We start from the raw sequence: 3,555 nt of genomic DNA, 5'->3' as shown, positions 1-3,555 counted from the left end.
TAAGACTATTATTGATACCCACCTAAAATATGGGAAGTATTTGTCGTTAAAGTCTTACATAGATAAAAAAATTAAAAAAAATTTACAGCCCGTGGCCGATTACGACCAAATATGCAGTTAGACCCTAAAACTGATATCGAAAACACAGAAAATAACAAACTCTTATCATAAAGCCCTTAAAAATTTACAAATAATCTCCCAATATAAGACATATAGTAAAAAAGATATTATTACTCTATACAAATAATTAATAGCATTTCTAAAAGTATACTTAAATGATAAAATGTCAATTTTTCCTAATCATGGTAGTAAAGAGATTGGTAAAGGTTTAGTTCTTAAAATAAAAAAAGATTTAGGAGTTAAAAAATGAAATTTAGATACAAACTACAAAAAGATACAAACGATAGTTTTTTAGTTACATTTCCTGATATTCCTGAAGCATGCACAGTTATAGAAAAGCTAGAGGATTTAAATAATGAAGCTACGGATGCTTTAATATCAGCATTTGATTTCTATATAGAGTCTAATATGGAAATACCATGCTATAAAGGTAAAAGTTCAGATGTTATATTTTTATCAACTAATATAGCATTGAAAGTGCTTTTACATAATGAGTTTATTAGTTCTAATATTAAAAAAGTTGATGTCTTTCTAACTTAAATAATATATAAATTTTATATATTATTTTCTTCCTCTCTTTATTTTTTCTACACTCTGAATTGCTTTTACAAACTCATCATTATCAAGATCTATTAATACTTTTAATGCTGCTCTCACTACTTCTGATTTATTCATAATAATTCTATTTTCTAAAGCTCTATCAATTGATTTATTAATTATTTCATAATCATTTTGAGGGAAAGAAAACAAATCTTTTACTACAGTAGAAGATTTATTCTTGTCATCAGTATTTTTTTCTTCTTCATTAAAAAAAGCCTCTGCCTTATCAAACTTATCAGCTTTATTATTAAAGTTAGAAAGTTTACTAGTTACAGTATCTTGCTCATCTTTGATAGAGAGTGATAACATATCTTTAATGCTTTTTTTACTCATTATAAATTCCTTATATTTATATATTTTATAAGAGTCCCATCAAATGATACTTTTAGGAATATATAATTTTCCCAAAAATGACTATTGGGATAATCAAATCGTGACTATCGAAATCTAGCAATAGAAAGAAATATGATTTTAGAGTTTCCCATAATGGGACAAATTAGGGAAAGTTTGTCTAGAAAACCAAATTCAAAGCCTAGAGAGTTTTTAACAGAAAAAGAAGTTAATGAGCTTATAAAATCTGCAAATAAACTCGGTCGACATGGTCACCGTGATTCTACTATAATTCTCATAGCATATCGTCATGCTTTAAGAGTATTAGAGCTAATAGCTCTAAGGTGGCAACAAATATACCTTGAGGTTGGGCGTATAAGCGTTACTAGGCGTAAAAATGGTATAGACTCAGTGCAACATTCTTACTGGAATAGAATTAAGGGCTTTACGGAGATTAAAAAGGGACTATTCCACTACTGATTATGTTTTTGTATCAGAAAGGAAAACTCCTCTTACAGATTCTACCGTTAGAAAGATAATAGCTAGGGCTGGAGATTTTTCAGTATTATCTAAGTAGTTTATAAATTATAATTAGGATAGATATTCTTAATAAAGAGGTTCTTTCTATTGTTAAAAAATAATTATCTAATAAACATTATATCCGTAATATTACTTATAATGGTTACAAAATCACTTGCTTGTGCTGCTACAGATTACAAAAAGGTTGCTTTAATTAATGTATCAACACAATATTATCCGAATGAGCTAAAACAAGCTAAGAAAGCTCTTAAGGATGCTGGATATAATACTACTTATGAATATTTAGATATATATCCTTCTGATTTCGGATATTCTAATCCAGATTCAATAAGAGCTAAAATATTACTGGATGCTCTTTTAAATGACAATATAGATGTTATTTGGTTCTTAAGAGGTGGAGGTGGAGCATTTAATTTATTACCTTATCTGTATGATCATATAAATGAACTTAAAAAAGCTAAACCCAAAATATTAGTCGGATTTAGTGATGTGACAGCTATACATTTTTTTATAAATAATGTACTAGGATGGAAATCATTGCATGGTGTCGTAGCTGCTTATAATAAGAATGCTTATAGCTCACAAAAAGTAGAAAAAATTAGAATTAATGACTTGGAAGGAATTCCTAATATTACAGAAATTATAAACGATGGGATATTATATGATAAGTTAATGCCAGTGAATAAGATGGCTTATAATGATATTGATGGCGATATTGTTGGAGGCAATATGACATTGGTATATTCTTATTTTTCAACCATCTACCAACAAGATATCTCAACAAAAATTCTATTTCTTGAAGATACTAATATTTCATTTAGGCAGTTAGATAGGTCATTACATCAACTACTTTATCTACCAGAAAATAAAAAACCTGAAGCTATTATATTTGGGCAGTTTTATCCATTAGACCCTACTGACGATCAGAGGCTAATATATAAATCTGCAATTAAAAGGTTTGCCAAATCTTTTAATAGACCTGTATATTATTTTCCTTTTATAGGTCATGGACAGTACAATAAACCTTTATTGCTTGGAGTTACATCTAATATTAAATGTTCTAAAGAAACTATATTTTGCACTTTAAAACAAAAATAGTAATTTAATCAAAGTGGGAATTTAGTCTCAAATATTTAATTAGACCCATATATAGTTTATGATATTGGACATAAGTATGAAGGAAGGTTTTGTTTCTTAACCCCTTACGGTCTTTGAATCGACGGATTTCAGGCTGTTCGATAGCTGTCGGGCATACCTAAAGAAGTCATTTTATTTAGCACATTAGCACCAATAATTGATTCTATTTTTTGATTTTCAAAGTCTCTAGAATGTAGACTTCTAACTATTATTCTTTTATATCTTTGTATAGCTAGCTCACTATTATTTCTTCTACCATATCCTGATTTTTTTTGCCAATCCATTCGACCATGACTTTTGATATGCTCTATATTATGGTTGCGAACCATATGATTTGTATCACAAATAACCGCATTTCTATCTGGTGGTATTGCTATTTCAACATCACCAAACTTATCCAGTATTTACTCATATACATCAAAACTATCATAAGCTCTATCCATAGAAACATGATTAAATTCGCCATTAATACCATCTAACAAATCAGGCAGACCACCAGTATCACTTTCAAATCTATCTGTTAATAGTGAGTTATGTATATAGTGGCTTTGATCTACTGCAACATGTAACTTTCTCCAACTCCTTTTTACAGATACTTTATGTTTTTCCTGATGCCACTCATCACGACAAAACCTCTTTAACCCATTAGAATCAATGCTTAAACTATGTACATCAGTATCTGGAACATTGAGTTATACTCGAATCTAGTGTATGATGAAAATCTAATATAGAAATAAGCGGTGTATTCGCAGCAGAATGATAGAATTATTTTGCAAAATATAAACTCTTAACTGAGGAATACACACATGACAAAAAGTAACATAATAG

General features: G+C 28.9%; 6 protein-coding genes. 3 read left to right on the top strand and 3 right to left on the bottom strand.

Annotation, left to right across the window (positions count from 1 at the left end; all coding sequences use genetic code 11):
* Window positions 1–366 precede the first annotated feature (366 nt).
* Window positions 367–660: a type II toxin-antitoxin system HicB family antitoxin gene (locus F8C69_RS09635; protein ID WP_159185007.1), complete on the top strand. Its 294-nt coding sequence runs from the start codon at window positions 367–369 to the stop codon at window positions 658–660.
* Window positions 661–681: 21 nt separating this feature from the next.
* Here the strand turns inward: F8C69_RS09635 and F8C69_RS09630 are convergent, their stop codons facing one another.
* Complete coding sequence (locus F8C69_RS09630; protein ID WP_159185006.1) at window positions 682–1,053, bottom strand: hypothetical protein; 372 nt, start codon at window positions 1,051–1,053, stop codon at window positions 682–684.
* A gap of 174 nt (window positions 1,054–1,227) precedes the next feature.
* Here F8C69_RS09630 and F8C69_RS09625 point away from each other — a divergent pair, with 174 nt between their 5' ends.
* A complete protein-coding gene (locus F8C69_RS09625) occupies window positions 1,228–1,530 on the top strand; it encodes a tyrosine-type recombinase/integrase (protein WP_200147244.1) in 303 nt (100 codons plus the stop codon).
* A 198-nt stretch (window positions 1,531–1,728) separates the two neighbouring features.
* The gene (gene ldcA, locus F8C69_RS09620) at window positions 1,729–2,688 is read left to right on the top strand and encodes an LD-carboxypeptidase LdcA (protein ID WP_159185009.1); all 960 of its coding nucleotides are present in this window, start codon (window positions 1,729–1,731) and stop codon (window positions 2,686–2,688) included.
* A 128-nt stretch (window positions 2,689–2,816) separates the two neighbouring features.
* On the opposite strand, the gene F8C69_RS09615 is transcribed toward ldcA, so the two are convergent.
* Together F8C69_RS09615 and F8C69_RS11335 are read right to left on the bottom strand one after the other, a co-directional pair.
* The gene (locus F8C69_RS09615; RefSeq protein WP_200147189.1) at window positions 2,817–3,056 is read right to left on the bottom strand and encodes a hypothetical protein; all 240 of its coding nucleotides are present in this window, start codon (window positions 3,054–3,056) and stop codon (window positions 2,817–2,819) included.
* Between the two features lie 75 nt (window positions 3,057–3,131).
* Entirely contained in the window at window positions 3,132–3,383 is a 252-nt protein-coding gene (locus F8C69_RS11335; protein WP_159185008.1) for a transposase, read from the bottom strand.
* Between the last annotated feature and the right edge of the window lie 172 nt (window positions 3,384–3,555).

The sequence above is a fragment of the Francisella noatunensis subsp. noatunensis genome, assembly GCF_009823375.1.
GTDB classification, from domain to species: Bacteria; Pseudomonadota; Gammaproteobacteria; order Francisellales; family Francisellaceae; genus Francisella; species Francisella noatunensis.
The sequence above is the reverse complement of the archived record's forward strand: the minus strand, read 5'-3'. Positions and strand labels throughout refer to the sequence as shown.